This window comes from Microbacterium proteolyticum (assembly GCF_029639405.1).
In the GTDB taxonomy this organism is placed as follows: Bacteria; Actinomycetota; Actinomycetes; order Actinomycetales; family Microbacteriaceae; genus Microbacterium.
The window spans coordinates 2,798,384-2,813,139 of the sequence record NZ_CP121274.1 but is presented as its reverse complement, the minus strand read 5'-3'; the positions used below and the strand labels follow the sequence as shown (position 1 = coordinate 2,813,139).

The 14,756-nt window shown below is 69.9% G+C and carries 16 protein-coding genes and 1 tRNA gene; 11 read left to right on the top strand and 6 right to left on the bottom strand.

Translation table 11 applies throughout. From position 1 onward, the window contains the following. Positions 1 to 55: 55 nt before the first annotated feature. A tRNA-Leu gene (locus tag P8R59_RS14120) sits at positions 56 to 138 on the top strand. A 125-nt stretch (positions 139 to 263) separates the two neighbouring features. After that, positions 264 to 884 carry an ANTAR domain-containing response regulator gene (locus tag P8R59_RS14115; RefSeq protein ID WP_076490530.1) on the top strand — a complete coding sequence of 207 codons (621 nt, stop codon included), beginning with the start codon at positions 264 to 266 and terminating at the stop codon, positions 882 to 884. Positions 885 to 936: 52 nt separating this feature from the next. On the opposite strand, the gene P8R59_RS14110 is transcribed toward P8R59_RS14115, so the two are convergent. After that, positions 937 to 1,371, bottom strand: a complete 435-nt coding sequence (locus P8R59_RS14110; RefSeq protein ID WP_278101579.1) for a hotdog fold thioesterase — start codon at positions 1,369 to 1,371, stop codon at positions 937 to 939. Between the two features lie 59 nt (positions 1,372 to 1,430). Between P8R59_RS14110 and polA the strand changes: the two genes are divergently transcribed. The 5 genes from polA (at position 1,431) to P8R59_RS14085 (ending at position 9,238) form a co-directional block, all read left to right on the top strand. Beyond that, complete coding sequence (gene polA / locus P8R59_RS14105) at positions 1,431 to 4,067, top strand: DNA polymerase I (protein ID WP_278101578.1); 2,637 nt, start codon at positions 1,431 to 1,433, stop codon at positions 4,065 to 4,067. Between the two features lie 69 nt (positions 4,068 to 4,136). After that, entirely contained in the window at positions 4,137 to 5,813 is a 1,677-nt protein-coding gene (locus tag P8R59_RS14100) for a DUF885 domain-containing protein (protein ID WP_278101577.1), read from the top strand. Between the two features lie 94 nt (positions 5,814 to 5,907). Further along, positions 5,908 to 6,966, top strand: a complete 1,059-nt coding sequence (locus P8R59_RS14095) for an LLM class flavin-dependent oxidoreductase (RefSeq protein ID WP_278101576.1) — start codon at positions 5,908 to 5,910, stop codon at positions 6,964 to 6,966. Further along, a complete protein-coding gene (locus P8R59_RS14090; RefSeq protein WP_278101575.1) occupies positions 6,963 to 8,303 on the top strand; it encodes an MFS transporter in 1,341 nt (446 codons plus the stop codon). The genes P8R59_RS14095 and P8R59_RS14090 overlap by 4 nt, the downstream gene beginning before the upstream one ends. A 167-nt stretch (positions 8,304 to 8,470) precedes the next feature. Next, the gene (locus P8R59_RS14085; RefSeq protein WP_278101574.1) at positions 8,471 to 9,238 is read left to right on the top strand and encodes an SGNH/GDSL hydrolase family protein; all 768 of its coding nucleotides are present in this window, start codon (positions 8,471 to 8,473) and stop codon (positions 9,236 to 9,238) included. A 3-nt stretch (positions 9,239 to 9,241) separates the two neighbouring features. On the opposite strand, the gene P8R59_RS14080 is transcribed toward P8R59_RS14085, so the two are convergent. Both P8R59_RS14080 and P8R59_RS14075 read right to left on the bottom strand, forming a co-directional pair. Next, entirely contained in the window at positions 9,242 to 10,003 is a 762-nt protein-coding gene (locus tag P8R59_RS14080) for a hypothetical protein (protein WP_278101573.1), read from the bottom strand. Continuing rightward, the gene (locus P8R59_RS14075; RefSeq protein ID WP_278101572.1) at positions 10,000 to 10,560 is read right to left on the bottom strand and encodes an RNA polymerase sigma factor; all 561 of its coding nucleotides are present in this window, start codon (positions 10,558 to 10,560) and stop codon (positions 10,000 to 10,002) included. The genes P8R59_RS14080 and P8R59_RS14075 overlap by 4 nt, the downstream gene beginning before the upstream one ends. Before the next feature lie 227 nt (positions 10,561 to 10,787). Here P8R59_RS14075 and P8R59_RS14070 point away from each other — a divergent pair, with 227 nt between their 5' ends. The 4 genes from P8R59_RS14070 to P8R59_RS14055 are packed head-to-tail and all read left to right on the top strand — an operon-like array spanning position 10,788 to position 13,003. After that, complete coding sequence (locus P8R59_RS14070; RefSeq protein ID WP_278101571.1) at positions 10,788 to 11,450, top strand: metalloregulator ArsR/SmtB family transcription factor; 663 nt, start codon at positions 10,788 to 10,790, stop codon at positions 11,448 to 11,450. A 16-nt stretch (positions 11,451 to 11,466) separates the two neighbouring features. Then, the gene (locus P8R59_RS14065; RefSeq protein ID WP_278101570.1) at positions 11,467 to 11,868 is read left to right on the top strand and encodes an arsenate reductase ArsC; all 402 of its coding nucleotides are present in this window, start codon (positions 11,467 to 11,469) and stop codon (positions 11,866 to 11,868) included. Positions 11,869 to 11,902: 34 nt separating this feature from the next. Then, positions 11,903 to 12,163: a DUF4190 domain-containing protein gene (locus P8R59_RS14060; RefSeq protein WP_278101569.1), complete on the top strand. Its 261-nt coding sequence runs from the start codon at positions 11,903 to 11,905 to the stop codon at positions 12,161 to 12,163. 33 nt (positions 12,164 to 12,196) lie between these two features. Continuing rightward, positions 12,197 to 13,003, top strand: coding sequence for an SDR family NAD(P)-dependent oxidoreductase (locus P8R59_RS14055; RefSeq protein ID WP_278101568.1), 807 nt, complete (start codon positions 12,197 to 12,199; stop codon positions 13,001 to 13,003). 178 nt (positions 13,004 to 13,181) lie between these two features. Here the strand turns inward: P8R59_RS14055 and P8R59_RS14050 are convergent, their stop codons facing one another. The 3 genes from P8R59_RS14050 to P8R59_RS14040 all read right to left on the bottom strand — a co-directional run bounded on the left by P8R59_RS14050 (position 13,182) and on the right by P8R59_RS14040 (position 14,642). Beyond that, a complete protein-coding gene (locus P8R59_RS14050; protein WP_278101567.1) occupies positions 13,182 to 13,637 on the bottom strand; it encodes a hypothetical protein in 456 nt (151 codons plus the stop codon). Positions 13,638 to 13,794: 157 nt separating this feature from the next. Next, on the bottom strand, positions 13,795 to 14,106 hold the full coding sequence (locus tag P8R59_RS14045) for a hypothetical protein (RefSeq protein WP_278101566.1): 312 nt from the start codon (positions 14,104 to 14,106) through the stop codon (positions 13,795 to 13,797). A 32-nt stretch (positions 14,107 to 14,138) separates the two neighbouring features. Next, complete coding sequence (locus P8R59_RS14040) at positions 14,139 to 14,642, bottom strand: hypothetical protein (RefSeq protein WP_278101565.1); 504 nt, start codon at positions 14,640 to 14,642, stop codon at positions 14,139 to 14,141. Between the last annotated feature and the right edge of the window lie 114 nt (positions 14,643 to 14,756).

Below are 14,756 nucleotides of genomic sequence, written 5' to 3'. Positions count from 1 at the left end.
TTCCGCCGGCGCGCGTCGTCGTTCCCGCCGGGTAGGTTGGGGACGCAGAACACCTGCCGGTGTGGCGGAATGGCAGACGCGGGGCACTCAAAATGCTCTGTCCGCAAGGGCGTGTGGGTTCGAGTCCCACCACCGGCACGATGGATGAGCCGACTCCCGTCCGGAGTCGACCAGGTATCCTTTTCCCCCGCGGTGCTCGTCGGTGCCGCAGTCCGGGATCACCGTTCGCGTGATCCTCGCAGCCACAGTCTTAGGATGGAACCGTGACAGATCACGAAGCCGCGCCGGTGAGCGCGCCCACCGCCCCCCGCCGTGTCGTCGTGGCGGAAGACGAGTCGCTCATCCGCCTCGACATCGTCGAGATCCTCCGTGACAACGGCTTCGACGTCGTCGGCGAGGCCGGTGACGGCGAGACCGCCGTGCAGCTGGCCACCGAGCTGCGTCCCGACCTCGTCATCATGGACGTCAAGATGCCGCAGCTCGACGGCATCAGCGCCGCCGAGAAGCTGAGCAAGAACCACATCGCCCCGGTCGTGCTGCTGACGGCCTTCAGCCAGAAGGAGCTCGTCGAGCGGGCGAGCGAGGCCGGCGCGCTGGCGTACGTCGTGAAGCCCTTCACTCCGAACGACCTGCTGCCCGCGATCGAGATCGCCCTGGCTCGCTACGAGCAGATCATCACGCTCGAGGCCGAGGTCGCCGACATGGTCGAGCGCTTCGAGACCCGCAAGCTCGTCGATCGCGCGAAGGGCCTCCTCAACGAGAAGATGGGGCTGAGCGAGCCCGAGGCCTTCCGGTGGATCCAGAAGGCATCGATGGACCGTCGCCTGACGATGCAGGACGTGGCGAAGGCCATCATCGAGCAGCTGGCCCCCAAGAAGGCCTGATCGACCGATTCTTCGTGAATGGATGCCACTCCGGTGGCATCCATTCTTCTTTTCAGGCCGGGGCCGGGGCGTCCTTGATCATGTTCGTGATCCGGATGGTCGAGCAGCGGCGGCCCTGTTCGTCCGTGACCGCGATCTCGTGCACGGTGAGCGAGCGACCGAGGTGGATGGGCGTGCACACGCCGGTGACGATGCCGGAGGTGGCCGAGCGCGTGTGCGTGGCGTTGATGTCGATTCCGACCGCGAGCTTGCCGGACCCGGCGTAGAGGTTCGCGGCCATCGAGCCGAGGGATTCGCCGAGGACGACGTACGCACCGCCGTGGAGGAGGCCGACCGGCTGCGTGTTGCCTTCGACGGGCATGGTGGCGACGCTGCGCTCGACCGAGAATTCGACCCACTCGATGCCCATCTTCTCGGCGAGGGCGCCCATTCCGCGCTGTTTCGCCCAGTCGAGGCCGGAGGTGGTGTCGGGTGTCGTGGAGGTCATCGTCGCCTTCGAGGAGCCGGGGCCGGGGGAGTGTCCGTGGTTCTCGTTACGCTGGACGAGTGACGGATGCCGAAAAGCCTACTCTCCTCGTCGTCGACGGCCACTCGCTGGCGTACCGGGCGTTCTACGCCCTTCCGGTCGACAACTTCTCCACGAAGGACGGCCAGCACACCAACGGCATCTACGGCTTCCTGTCGATGTTCGTCAACCTCGTGAAGGCCGAGAAGCCGACCCACCTGGCCGTGGCGTTCGACACGTCGCGGCAGTCCTTCCGCACGAAGGAGTACAGCGAGTACAAGGCCAACCGCAGCGAATCCCCGGCCGAGTTCAAGGGACAGATCCCGCTCCTGCAGGAGTGTCTCCGGGCCCTGAACGTCGCGGTCCTGACCAAGGAAGAGGTCGAGGCCGACGACATCCTCGCGACCCTTGCCACCGAGGCGTCCGAGGCCGGGTTCTCGGTGCTCGTCTGCTCCGGCGACCGCGACACGATCCAGCTCGTGAACGACGACATCACCCTGCTCTACCCGAACGTGCAGGGCGTGTCGCAGCTGAAGCGCTACGACACCGACGCCGTGATCGAGAAGTACGGCTTGCCGCCGGCGCAGTACCCCGAGATCGCGGCCCTCGTGGGGGAGACGAGCGACAACCTCCCGGGCGTCCCCAAGGTGGGCGAGAAGACCGCGGTGAAGTGGCTCACCCAGTGGGGCTCGCTCGAGGCGCTGCTCGAGAACGCCGACAAGATCACCGGCGTCGCGGGGAACAACCTGCGCGAGCACCTCGACGACGTGAAGCGCAACCGCGCGCTCAACCGCCTGCTGCGCGACGTCGAGCTCGAGAAGGCTCCCGCCGATCTCGCGGTGCAGCCGATCGACGCCCAGGGGGTGCGCGACATCTTCGCGCGTCTGGAGTTCCGCACCCTCCTCCCGCGTGTCTTCGACGCGTTCGGGGCCGACCCCGTCGCCGACGAACCGGCGCTGCCCACCGCCCAGGCGCCGACGGCCACCGTCCTCGACGGCGCCGGTCTCGCGGACTGGGCCGCCGCCGCCACCGGCACCGTGGGCGTCACCGTCGATCTGCTCGCGGCCGTCCCCACGCGCATCGGTCTCGCGACCGACACCGCCGCGGCCGAGGCCGAGTGGTCGGATGCCGTGCGCGACGCGCTCGCGGGGTGGCTGGCATCCGATGCCCCGAAGGCCTTCGCGGGGGCGAAGCCCCAACTGAAGGCCCTCGCACGCGCCGGCGTCGAGGTCGGGGGGATCGTGGACGACGTGATCCTCGCGGGCTGGCTCGTGCGGCCCAGCTTCCCGGACAAGACGCTCGCCGACCTCGTCGACCGCTACCTCGGCGAGAAGCTGCCCGAGGCCGATCCCACGCAACTCGTGCCCGAGACCGAAGGCGCCACACCCGGGCAGCTGTCGTGGTACGTGCGCCGGGTCTCCGACGCGCAGCGCGGCGATCTGCCCGACCGTGTCGCGGAGGTCCTCGACGACATCGAGCTGCCGACACTCACCGCGCTGGCCGACATGGAGCTGGCGGGCGTCGCGGTGTCGCACGAGAAGCTGTCGCGTTTCTCCGGCGAACTGGCCGCGCGTGCCGACGAGCTCGCGCAGCAGGCGTACGCCTCGATCGGACACGAGGTCAACCTCGGCTCGCCGAAGCAGCTGCAGGAGGTGCTCTTCGACGAGCTGCAGCTGCCGAAGACCCGCAAGACCAAGAGCGGGTACACCACGGATGCCGCAGCCCTCGCGGATCTGCAGGAGAACGCCCACCACCCGTTCCTCGACCTGCTGCTGCGTCACCGCGAGGCCACGAAGCTCAAGCAGATCATCGACGCCCTCGACGCGGCGGTCGGCGCCGACGGACGCATCCACACCACGTACGTGCAGACCGGCAGCCAGACCGGGCGACTGTCGAGCACCGACCCGAACCTGCAGAACATCCCGATCCGCACCGAGGAGAGCCGCCGCATCCGCGCCGCGTTCGAGGTCGGCGACGGTTACGAGACGCTCCTGACCGCCGACTACTCGCAGATCGAGATGCGCATCATGGCGCACCTGTCCGGCGACCCGGGCCTCATCGAGGCCTTCAACTCCGGCGAAGACCTGCACCGGTTCGTCGGGTCGCGCGTCTTCGGCGTCGAGCCGTCGGAGGTCACTCCGGCCATGCGCACGAAGGTCAAGGCGATGTCGTACGGCCTCGTCTACGGCCTGTCGGCGTTCGGTCTGTCGAAGCAGCTGCGCATCGAGCAGTCCGAGGCGAAGCAGCTCATGCTCGAGTACTTCGCGCGGTTCGGCGCGGTGCGCGACTACCTCCGCGGCTCGGTCGAGCAGGCCCGTCAGGACGGCTACACCGAGACGATCTTCGGGCGCCGTCGTCCGTTCCCCGATCTCACGAGCATGAACCGCGTGCTGCGCGAGAACGCGGAGCGTGCGGCGCTGAACGCCCCGATCCAGGGCAGCGCCGCCGACATCATGAAGATCGCCCTGTTCCGCATCCGCGGTGAGCTGGCCTCCGCGGGGCTGCGTTCGCGGGTGCTGCTGCAGATCCACGACGAACTCGTGGTCGAGGTCGCGGCGGGGGAGTGGGATTCCGTCGAAGGGATCGTGCGCGCCCGGATGGCCGACGCCGCCGACCTGTCGGTCCCGCTCGACGTGCAGATCGGCCGCGGCGGCGATTGGGACGAAGCGGGCCACTGACCCCGCACCCGGGGCGGCGTTCGGCCGTCCCGGGTGGTCAGGCCCCCGGGGCTTCCCTAGGCTCGACTCATGACTGATTCAGAACGCACTCCCACGCCGATCGACACGATCGCCGACGCGTGGGTGGACACCCTGGCCGAGCGTCTGCCGACGCTGGCGACCTACATCGGACGCACCGAGTTCAACGATCGGTTCGGCGACTACAGTCCCGAGGGCGCGAACGAGCTGGCCGATCAGGCGCGCGCGACGAAGGCCGCCCTCGACAACGCCACTCCCGTCGACGCCGTCGACGAGGTCACGAAGATGGACCTCGGCCGCGAGCTCGACCTGCACCTCGAGCTGCACGCGGCGCAGACGCACCTGCGCGACGTGAACGTCATCGCCTCGCCCGCGCAGGACCTGCGCCAGGCGTTCGACCTCATGCCGACCGCCACGGTCGAGGACTGGTCGACGATCTCCACCCGCCTCAAGGCGCTCCCCAGCGCGATCGACGGCTACATCGCGACGCTCCGCGAGGGCATCTCGAAGGGCGTCGTGCCCGCCCGTCGCCAGGTCGTGGAAGTAGCCACGCAGATCGCGCGCTACACCTCGGACACGGGGTTCTTCGCGGAGTTCGTCGGCGACGCCGCTCCCGAGGAGGGGCAGCTTCCCGCGTCGCTGGCACGCGATCTCGATCACAACTCCGGTGCCGCCCGCGTCGCGTACGACGCTCTGGCCTCCTTCCTGACGTCGGAGCTGGCGCCCGCCGCGGGAGACACGGACGGAGTCGGCCGCGAGCTGTACGCGCTGCACTCGCGGCAGTTCCTGGGTGCGACGATCGACCTCGATGAGACGTACGACTGGGGCGTCGAAGAGCTCGCGCGCATGGTCGCGGAGCAGGAGTCCATCGCGAACGAGATCCTCCCCGGCGCCACGGTCGAAGAGGCCGTCGCGTTCCTCGAGCAGGACGACTCGCGCAAGCTCCACGGGACCGCAGCCCTCCAGGAGTGGATGCAGCGGACGAGCGACCGCGCGGTGGAGGAGCTGGGTCGCACCCACTTCGACATCGCCGAACCGATCCGTCGCCTCGAGTGCATGATCGCCCCCACGAAGGAGGGCGGCATCTACTACACCGGTCCGACCGACGACTTCTCGCGTCCGGGACGCATGTGGTGGTCGGTGCCCGAGGGCGTCGACAGCTTCGACACCTGGCGCGAGCTGACCACGGTGTATCACGAGGGCGTCCCGGGTCACCACCTCCAGATCGCGCAGGCCGTGTACAACCGCGGGCAGCTCAACTCGTGGCGCCGCCTCCTCGCCGGCACCAGCGGTCACGCCGAAGGCTGGGCGCTGTACGCGGAGCGCCTCATGGAGCAGCTCGGTTACCTCGACGACCCCGCCGACCGCCTGGGCATGCTCGACGGCCAGCGGATGCGCGCGGCACGCGTGGTGCTCGACATCGGCGTCCACCTCGGCAAGCCGCGTCTGGACGGCGAGGGCGTGTGGGACCACGACTACGCGCTCGCGTTCATGCTGCGCAACGTCAACATGCCCGAGGAGTTCGTAAAGTTCGAGGTCAACCGGTACCTCGGCTGGCCGGGCCAGGCCCCGTCGTACAAGGTGGGGCAGCGCATCTGGGAGCAGGTGCGCGACGAGGCTCGCGAGCGCGAGGGCGCCGATTTCTCGATGAAGGCGTTCCACACGAAGGCGCTGGGCATCGGCGGCGTCGGACTGGACACGTTGCGCGCGGCTCTGGCATCCGCGTGATCGGAATCGGGGCGTCTCTGCGCGGAGGCGCCCCGATTCTCGGGAATACCGCCGGGGGGCATAAAGTTCATTCATCCGAATGCAAGGAGACGCAATGAACGATCGTCCGCTCGAGCTCGGTCTCGACACCTTCGGAGACATTTCCCGCGGCCCCGACGGGAGCCTGCAGACCGACGCCCAGACCATCCGGAACGTCGTGGACCAGGCGGTCCTCGCAGACCAGGTCGGCCTGTCGTTCTTCGGCGTGGGGGAGCACCACCGCAAGGACTTCGCCGTCACGAGCCCCGAGATCGTGCTGGCGGCCGCCGCGGCCCGCACGACGAACATCCACCTCGGCACCGCCGTCACGGTGCTCTCGTCCGACGACCCGGTGCGGGTGTACGAGCGGTTCGCGACCCTGGATGCCGTCTCGAACGGCCGGGCCGAAGTGATCCTCGGGCGCGGGTCGTTCATCGAGTCGTTCCCCCTCTTCGGCTACGACCTCCGCGACTACGAGCAGCTCTTCGAGGAGAAGCTCGAGCTGTTCTCGCTGCTCCTCGACGAGAAGCCGGTGTCGTGGCAGGGCCGGACCCGTGCCGCTCTGCAGGACGCGGACGTGTATCCGAAGACCGAGAAGGGCCTCACGGCCTGGGTCGGGGTCGGTGGTTCTCCCGAGTCCGTCGTGCGCGCCGCGCGGTACGGATACGGCCTGGTGCTGGCGATCATCGGTGGATCCTCCGCCCGCTTCCGCCCCTTCGCCGACCTCTACCGTCGGTCGTTGGAGGAGTTCGGCAAGCCGCAGATGCCGATCTCCGTCCACTCGCCCGGGCACATCGCCGAAACCGACCAGCAGGCCTGGGAAGAGGCGTACGAGGGCGTCGCCGAACTGAACAACACGATCGGCCGTGAGCGCGGCTGGCCGGAGTACAACCGACTGCGCTTCCAGCACGACGTGGGTCCCGAGGGGGCGATGTACATCGGTTCGCCCGAGACGGTCGCCCGCAAGATCGCCGCGACGGTGCGCGCGCTCGGCAACTCCCGCTTCCAGCTGAAGTTCGCCAGCGGCTCGATCTCGCACGACCGGCTCCTGTCGAGCATCGAGCTCTACGGCACGCGGGTCCTCCCGCTCGTGCACGAGATGCTTGCCGAGACCGAGACCGCCGGCATCCGGTGACCACCTCGACCGACGTCGCCCGCATCGCGGAGCGCCTCGACGCCCTCCCGTTCACCCGCCGCCATGCGCGCGTGCTCGGCGGGTCGGGCCTGGGGTGGGCGCTGGATGCCATGGACGTCGGGCTCATCTCGTTCGTCATCGCCGCGTTGTCGGCGCAGTGGCAGCTGGCTCCGACGGAGGCGTCGTGGATCGCCTCGGCCGGCTTCGCGGGCATGGCGATCGGGGCGAGCGTCGGCGGCCTGCTCGCCGACCGGTTCGGACGCCGCCACGTCTTCGCGCTGACCCTGCTGGTCTACGGCGTCGCGACCGGCGCGAGCGCGCTCGTCGGCGGTCTGGCGGCGCTGCTCGCGCTGCGTTTCGTCGTCGGTCTCGGCCTCGGCGCCGAACTGCCCGTCGCCTCCACGTACGTGAGCGAGTTCGCCCCCGCGCGCATGCGCGGGCGGGTGATCGTCTTCCTCGAGGCGTTCTGGGCGATCGGGTGGACGGCGGCCGCCCTCATCGGCTACCTCGTGGTGCCGGCATCCGCCGACGGCTGGCGCTGGGCGTTCGCCCTCGGCGCGATCCCCGCCGCCTACGCGCTCCTCGTGCGGTGGGGGCTGCCCGAATCGCCGCGCTGGCTCGCGAGCCGGGGGAGGGATGCCGAGGCCTCGGCCATCGTCGGCGACTTCGAGGCCGCCGCCGGTCGGGTGTCGTTCACCGCCGCCGCCACGGAGGTCGGCGAGGAGCATCGGGCGCCGCGCGCCCGGGTGCGCGCTCTGTGGGCCGCGCCGCTGCGGCGGCGGACGGCAGCGCTCTGGCTCCTGTGGTTCTGCGTGAACTTCTCGTACTACGGGGCGTTCATCTGGATCCCGACGATCCTCGTGTCGCAGGGATACGACCTGGTCCGCTCGTTCGGTTTCACGCTGATCATCACGCTGGCCCAACTTCCCGGGTACGCCGTCGCGGCCTGGCTCATCGAGGCCTGGGGTCGCCGGGCCACATTGGCGACCTTCCTCGCTGGTTCTGCCGTCTCCGCGGTCTTCTTCGGAACGGCTTCCGGCGAGGTCGCGGTCATCGCCGCCGGGATGGCGCTGTCGTTCTTCAATCTCGGCGCCTGGGGAGCGCTCTACGCGGCGACCCCCGAGACGTATCCCACGACCCTCCGGGCCACGGGCTCAGGGTGGGCTGCGGGAGTCGGCCGCATCGCCTCGATCGTCGCCCCGCTGAGCGTGCCGCCGCTGCTCGGCCTCGGGGGCGCCCCGCTGCTGTTCGTGGTCTTCGCGGCGTTCTTCGCCGTCGCCGTCGTCGCGGCACTGTTCCTCCGCGAGGAGCGCGGGCGGGCGCTGGCCGAAGGCTGACGCCCGAGACCCGGCTCTCGCTCCCGGCCCCGGCCCCGGCTCATCGGGTTTGGGGCGCATTTCGCGCTCTGGGGCGTGAATTCTCCGCCCCACAGCGCGGATCGCGCCCCAAAACCTGGCATCCACGTCCGACGTCCGGCGCGTTCCCGCGCGCGTAGGCTGGCGGGATGGCATCCGTGCGCTACGTCGCGATCGGCGACTCGTTCACCGAAGGCGTCGGCGACGAACTCCCCGACGGAACCGTCCGCGGCTGGGCCGACCTCGCGGCGCAGGGATGGGCGGATGCCACGGGCGAACCGATCCAGTACGCGAACCTCGCGATCCGCGGGAAGCTCGTGCAGCCGATCGTCGACCAGCAGCTCGAACCGGCCCTCGCCCTGAAGCCGACCCACCTGTCGTTCAACGGCGGCGGCAACGACATGCTGCGGCCCCGCACGGGCATCGAGCGGATCGTCGACGTCTTCGATCACGTGCTCCGTCGCTGCGATGACGCGGGCGTGCAGCTCATCGTCCTCTCGGGCGCGAATCCGTCGGCGGGACTCCCGCTCGGGCAGATCGTCCAGGGTCGCGGCGACCGCCTGTCGCACGCGGTCGAGGAGATGATCCGCTCCCGGCCCGACGTCATCACGGCCTACAACTGGTTCGACCGCGAGCTCGCGGGGCCCGAGTTCTGGTCCGTCGACCGGCTCCACATGAACGCCCGCGGGCACCATCGCGTGGCCGCGCGCGTGCTGGAGTCCGTCGGACTCGCGGCGCCGGCGGAGTGGTGGCATCTCCCCGAGATCCCCGACATCCCGCGCCTGAAGGGAACCGCCTACTACCGCGAGCACGTCGCCCCCTGGGTGCGGCGCCGCCTGACCGGGACGTCGTCCGGAGACGGCCGCGCCGCGAAGTTCGGCGGCGGCTGGACCGAGCTGGCCCCGCTCTCGTCCTGATCCTCAGCGCGCGCCACCGCCGACGACGAAATCGCCGAGCACCGTCCGCCCGTCAGAGGCGTAGACCGGGATCGTGATCGACGTCGTGCCCCGCTCCTCCTGCCAGGCGAGCGCGTCGGCGGGGGAGCGGAACGACCGCGCGGCCGTCGTCCCGTCCGCGTCCTCCAGGTCGGTCCGCCGCACGTAGCCCTCGCGCCCGTTCGTCGCGACGACCGCCACGAGATCGGGGGTCTCGCCGCCGACGATCGACCCGAACGTCAGGCCGTCCGGATTGGTCTCGAGCGGAAGCGTCTCGCGCGACACGTACTGCCCGACGAGCGACCAGCGGACCCCGGCGTCGGTGACGACTTGGAGGTTCGCCGGGTCGACGGCATCCAGCGCGACGGTCCACGATGCGGCGCTGTCGCCGGGCTCCGTGCAGACCACCGACCCGGTACCGGGCAGGTCGAACGTGCCCGCGTCCCGGCACCGCAGCGTGAGCGCGACGTCGGTGGCGCCCTCCGGTACCGGACCGAGGTCGAGAGCCCCCGTCCCGGCTCCCTCAACCGACCGCTCCACGCCGAGAGCGGTGTCCTGGGGCGTACCGGGAAGCGAGAGAACCCCGGATGCCACGGCCGCCGACGTCCCGCCGAGGATGACGGCCGCGGTCGCTCCCACCGCCCACATCCCCCGACGCCGGCGCGGACGACGGGGGGAGCGAACCTCGGCGACCAGGTGCGTGCGCAGAGCGGAGGAGAAGGCGGGGGAGAGTGCGGGGGTGTTCATGGTGTCTCCGTGAGATACCCGGTCCGGGTGTCGGCGCCGAGGTCCTGCCGCAGGGCAGCGCGAATGCGGTGGAGACGGACACGCGCCGCCCCCGGAGTGAGGCCGACGAGCGCGGCCGCATCGGCGATCTCGAGGTCGCCGAGGGCCACGAGCGCGAGAAGCCGGGCGTCGCGGGGCCGGAGGCGCGCCACGGCCGCAACCAGCACGGCGTCCAGAGGGTCCGCGGGAGGATCCACGACGACGGCGTCTCGCGGCAGCGCGTCGAGGACCGACTGATAGCGGCGACGCGAGCGCGTCAGGTTCCGCGCACAATTCGTCGCCGTCAGCAGCAGCCAGGGGAGGACGGATCCGTCGACGAGACGGACGGCACCTCGGCGGCGCCAGAGCTCCAGGAATGCCGCCGCCAGGACGTCTTCCGCGTCCGCGATGTGCGGGACCAGCCGGTAGGAGTGTCGGTAGACGCGGTCGCGATGTCGATCGAACACCGCGCCGAACGCGTCGCCGTCTCCCGCGAGCGCGTCGCGCCACAGGTCGGCGTCGCTGTCGAGATTCCCCATGCTCTGTGATGTCCGGTCGAGGTGGGCGCGTTACGCGAGCAGTCCGAAAAGCGGTGCGGCGGGTCCGTCGAGCATGACGGCCACCGCGGTGGCGACGATCGGACGCGACGTCACGGCCCGAACCTATCGGACCGTCCGTCGATGACACCGACCGGCGTTCGGATCAGAACGACTCGGCTCAGCCCCTCGAGTTGACACGCCTGAGTATCTCAACGATCATTGAGTAAATGGAATCTTCGCCGTTCGCTGTCCGCGCCGCGCGCCATGCCGCGCTGGCGGACGTCGCGCGCCTGCGGATCGTCGACGCGCTCGCCGTCGGTGACCTGTCGCCGCACGAGCTGGGGGAGCGGCTCGGGCTGGCATCCAATCTGTTGGCGCACCATCTCAAGGTGCTCGAGAACGCCGGCCTCATCGAGCGTCGCCGATCCGAGGGGGACGGGCGTCGCAGCTACGTGCGTCTCGTCCCGGACGCGATGCGCACCGAGACGGGCGACGTCGAACTTCTCGTCCCGCGCGTCGTGTTCGTCTGCACCGCGAACTCCGCCCGGTCGCAGCTCGCCGAGCACCTGTGGCGCGCGCACACGTCGATCGACGTCGCGTCCGCGGGAACCCTGCCCGCCGAGGGCGTCGCCCCGGGGGCCGTGGCCGTCGCCGCCGCGCACGGACTCGACCTGGCGGACGCCCGCCCCCGAACGCTCGACGACATCACGCGCCCCGCCGACCTGCGGATCACCGTGTGCGATCGCGCCCGCGAGTCGCTGGCATCCACCGATCTGCACTGGTCGATCCCCGACCCCGTCCGGATCGGCACCCGCGACGCCTTCGAGTCGGCCTTCGACGAAATCTCCCACCGCATCGACGCCCTGCTGCCGCACGTGCGCGCCGCCTGACCCCCGAGGAAAACCCATGTCGCGTCCCACCGTCCTGTTCGTGTGCGTCCACAACGCCGGCCGTTCCCAGATGGCCGCGGGCTATCTGCAGCACCTCGCGGGCGACCGCATCGAGGTGCTGTCCGCCGGATCCGAGCCCAAGGACCGGATAAATCCCGTCGCGATCGAGGTCATGGCGGAGGAGGGGGTCGACATCGCGGGGAACACCCCGAAGATCCTCACGGTGGATGCCGTCCGCGAGTCCGACGTGGTCATCACGATGGGCTGCGGCGACGCGTGCCCCATCTTCCCGGGCAAGCGCTACGAGGACTGGCAGCTGGACGATCCGGCCGGACAGGATGCCACGGCCGTCCGGCAGATCCGCGACGACATCCGCGGCCGCGTCGAGGCGCTGATCGGCGACCTCACGGGGGAGTGACATCGCGACGCCGCGGGACCGCTACGCTCAGCCCATGACCGCGCCCGCCGCACCCCCGCGCACCAACACGCTCGCCCTCGTCGGCTTCATCGCGGCCTTCGTCGTCCCGATCGCCGGGCTCGTCCTCGGCATCCTGGCCAGGAACCAACTCGCTCGCCCCGGCAACGTCGAAACCGGCACCGGATTGGCGCGCTGGGCGATGATCCTCGGCGCGCTCGGCTCAGCCGCCACGCTGCTCCTGATGATCCTGTGGTTCAGCGTCTTCTTCACTGTGATCGGCGGCCACACAGCCTGACGCCACGTCGGTGGTCGGGTCTAGGGTCGTGCCATGACCCGCATCGCTCTCGTCACCGGTACCTCCAGCGGCATCGGTCTGCACACCGCCGTCGGCCTCGCGCAGGCCGGCCTCTCCGTCGTCGCGACCGTCCGCGACACCTCCCGCGCCGACGCCCTGCGCGACGCCGCCGACGCGGCCGGGGTGACGCTCGACGTCCGCGCGCTCGAGGTCACCGACGCCGACGCCGCGGCGGCCCTCATCGCCGACCTGGGCGTCGTCGACGTCCTCGTCAACAACGCCGGGCGCGGCGCCGTCGGCACCCTGGAACAGCTCTCGGATGCCGACCTCCAGGCGCAGCTCGACACCAACTACCTGTCCGTCGCGCGGCTCACGCGCCTCGTCCTGCCCGGCATGCGCGAGCGCGGCTACGGCCGCATCGTGACGGTCACCAGCGTCGGGGGAGCGGTGGGGCAGCCGTTCGCCGACGCCTACTGCGGTGCGAAGTTCGCCGTCGAGGGACTCATGCAGTCGCTCGCCCCGGTGGTCGCCCCCTTCGGCATCGACGTCGCGATCGTCGAGCCCGCGGCCGTGGCGTCGTCGTTCACCGCGTCGGTGGATCGCTACGACGGCGGTCCGTACCAGGCGCAGCTCGACGCGTACATCGAGCGCACGACCGCGTCGTTCGCGCAGGCGCAGGCGGCGGAGGACGCGGCGGAGACCGTGATCGAAGCCGCCGTCACCGACACCCCGAAGTTCCGGTGGCAGACCTCCGAGGCCGCGGTCCGGTTCGCGGGGCTCTCGCTCGGCGACCTCGACGGCTCGCGCGTCATCGGCGTGACCTCCGAGTGGATCCGCTGACGCCCGGCGAGCGCGACGTCACCCGCGTCTGGCTCGAGACCTGGGAGTGGGCCTGCTGCGGCGACCCGTTCGGCATCGGAGAAGACCCCACGGCGAGGAGGCAGGGGAGTGTCGGGCGTGACGTGCTGGCGCCCGGCCCCAGCGCGATGAAACCGAATCGGTTCCTCGGAAGCAAGGCCTATGCCGACGCCCAGGAGAATGACGCGGTCTTCGGGTCATACGCCACCACGACGTCGTCCCACGTTCCTTCTTGGGACACCGTGATGTGCTTACCAGTCGCTAGCCCCACTCGCGCGATGACGTCGTAGACCGCCTGCAATGCTCCTTCGCTCGTGAGCTCGCGCAGATCCAGGTCGAACAAAACCTCCGGCCCAGAGAAGAAGTTGATTCGGAGGCCCGGGATGGGCTGGACGCTGAAGGCATTGCCGTCCCAGCTCGGATCCTGCAACCAGCTCGCCTCGACCGCATCAGCGCTGTTGCCGGACCATGTGGGAATCCAGCCCGCACGGGAGAAGGCACGGAGAATCCGCCCCCGGTCCGCCCTGTCGGAGTCGACGACCTGACAGTCAGGGAGAATCATCGGTTTGTCCCCGAACGCGGCGAGGAAGTCCTTCAACGGGCGCTTACCGGTCACAGCTGTAGTCTTTCGCACCGCACGCCGTGACCCCTCTCTCCTTCGAGACCACCGACCACCGAAACGGGGAGCGTGCGCCGGCGCGGCGAGGGGCAGGGAACAATCGACGACTTCGCTCCGTCGATGGGCCGCGGTCGGCGCAGGATCGGTCTGCCTGTCACAAGGTGGGGAGGAGGAAAAACCCGAAGAGGATCTCGACGAGCACGGCCGCCGCAAGAACACAGGGGAGCAACGGTCTGAGAGAAGTCGCCCCGAGCACCAGCGCGACCAGGGCGAGTGCGGCCCAGATCCACGACGTGAGATAGAACAACGTCCACGGGAGGATCGCGATCATCGTCGATGAGCCCGAAACCGTCAGCATGATGCTGGAGACCCATACCAACAGGATCGTCATGATCGCGAGCGAGATCGCCGACAGGACGATCGACGCGGTGCGTCGACGGTCGCGGGGGAGTCGGGGGGAGCTCATCCGGTCAGCGTAGCCGCGAGGAGTCTCTGCCCTCAGATGCCCAGGAGGACGATGAGGAAGACCGCGCACGACATGAGGATCCCCACACACCCCCACGCGATGACCATCCACCGCCGGAGGCCGGCGCCGTCTTCCGCGAATCTCCGACGAAGCATGTCGAGAATTCGGCGCGAGCGAACCACGAGCACGACGCCGAAGATCGCCTGAGCGGTACCGATGACGATGAACCCTCCGGTCAGGAGGGGGGAGAGGTTCGCGGGCGCCGGGTCGATCCCGTTGAGGAGGAGGCTCCGGGTGATACTGATGACGATCAGAGTCCCCATCGTGAGACCCCCGATGCCCCAGGCGCGCATCAAGCGCGGCGAAGACGCCAGGGCGGCTCGTTCTCGCACGCGACGCGGCGCGGCGATCGGAAGAGTCCGCTGTGCGGCGCCGTTCCAGCGCGCCAGCGGCGCCGGCCACACGACCGCGATCACCATCAACGGGATCATGATCGACAGCACGACGACGGCGAAGATGAGCCCGGTGAACGACACGAGGCGCAGTCTACGGCCGGGGAGCGCGACGCCCGGCGTCCGGCGCCCTCCCGATTAAACCTGACATAATGTGCATTATCGGCTATCACCCGTGTTGCCGCTCCGGGACCCGCC